This window comes from Amycolatopsis sp. SID8362 (assembly GCF_010550475.1).
GTDB classification, from domain to species: Bacteria; Actinomycetota; Actinomycetes; order Mycobacteriales; family Pseudonocardiaceae; genus Amycolatopsis; species Amycolatopsis eburnea.
This window is the reverse complement of sequence record NZ_JAAGNB010000561.1, coordinates 1-1,647: the sequence shown is the minus strand read 5'-3', so window position 1 is coordinate 1,647 and position 1,647 is coordinate 1. Positions and strand designations below refer to the sequence as shown.

Annotated in this window: 1 protein-coding gene; it reads right to left on the bottom strand. The window is 75.0% G+C overall.

Translation table 11 applies throughout. From position 1 onward, the window contains the following. The coding region (locus tag G3I65_RS17410; RefSeq protein ID WP_239071269.1) for a condensation domain-containing protein at nt 1–1,647 on the bottom strand (1,647 nt) is incomplete at both ends.

Sequence of the window (1,647 nt, the reverse complement as noted above, 5' to 3'; positions counted from 1 at the left end):
GCGGTCAGCAGCGCCCGCAGGCGGGTCGCCAGCCGGTCGATGGTCGCCGGGTCGAACAGGCCGGTGCTGTAGTTGATCGCGCCGTGCAGCGCGCCGCCGTCGTCCTCGAACTGCACGAGCAGGTCGAACGGCGCCGACACCGCGGGCAGCGGGACCTCGCCCGCGACGAGCGTGCCGCCGCCGGGCCGGTCGCCGGTGTTCTGCAGCACGACCATGGCCTGGAACACCGGGGTCCGGCTGGGGTCGCGGACCGGCTGGACCGCGTCCACCACCCGCTCGAACGGGACGTCCTGGTGGGCGAACGCGTCCAGCACGGTCTCGCGCACCTCGGCCAGGAACTCCCGGAACGACCGCCGGGTGTCCACTGTGGACCGCAGGGGCAGCGTCCCGACGAAGAAGCCGACGAGCCGTTCCAGCTCGGCGCGGTCGCGCCCGGCCGTGACCGTGCCGACGGCGACGTCGTCCTGCCCGGCCCACTGGGCCAGCAGCACCTGGCACGCGGCCACCAGCGTCATGAAGAGCGTGCCACCCTGGGCACTCGCCAGTTCACGCAGTTTCGCGGCGACGCCGGCCGGGACGTCGAAGCCGAGCCACTCCCCTTCGGTCGTGCGCACGGGCGGGCGCGGCCGGTCGGCAGGCAGTTCCAGCGGGGCGAGCCCGGCCAGCCGGTCGCGCCAGTACCCCAGCTGCTCGGCCGGCTCGGCCCGGTCGCGCTGCCAGGCCGCGAAGTCCGCGTACTGCACCGGCAACGGCGGCAGCTTCGGTTCTTCGCCCCGGAGGTGGGCCGCGTAGCAGGCGTCCAGCTCGGTGGCCAGCACGCCGGCCGACCAGCCGTCGGTGACGATGTGGTGCAGTGCCAGCAGGAGCACGTGCTCGCCGGGCGCCCGCCGGAACAGCCGCGCCCGCAGCAGCGGGCCGGTGCGCAGGTCGAACGGCCGCAGGGCTTCCCGCGCGAGGGCGTCCTCGTCGAAGTCCTCGACGGGCAGCTCGATCGCGTACGGCTCCCCCACGTACTGGACGCCGCGGCCGTCGACCGCGCCGAACGTCGTGCGCAGCGACTCGTGCCGCGCGACCAGCGTGTCCAGCGCGCGCCGCAACGCCTCGACGTCGAGGTCGCCGCGCAGCAGCAACGCCGTCGGCGAGAGGTACTCGGTGCCGCCGGGTTCGAACTCGTCGAGGAACCACAACCGCTGCTGGGCGAAGGAAAGCGGCAGGGCACCGTCGCGGGCGACGACCGGGATCGGCTCGACGGCGGTCCGCCCGGTGGGCAGCGCGGCGGCGAACGCGCCCAGCGTCGGCGCGGTGAACAGCACGCGCGGCGAGACCTCGACGCCGAGGTCGGCCCGCACCCGCGATGCGATCCGCATGCTGAGCAGGGAATCCCCGCCCAGCTCGAAGAAGCTGTCGGTGACGCCGACCCGGTCGACGCCGAGCACGGAGGCCCAGATCGCGGCCAGCCGCCGTTCGGTGTCGGTCCGCGGTGCCACGAACTCGGCGGCCGCTTCCCGCCCGGGCGCGGGCAGCGCGCGGCGGTCGACCTTGCCGTGGCGGGTCAGCGGCAAGGCGTCGAGGGCGACGTACGCGGTGGGTACGAGGTGGCCGGGCAGCCGGTCCCGCAGCCAGTCACGCAGCCCCTCGGTCTCGCCG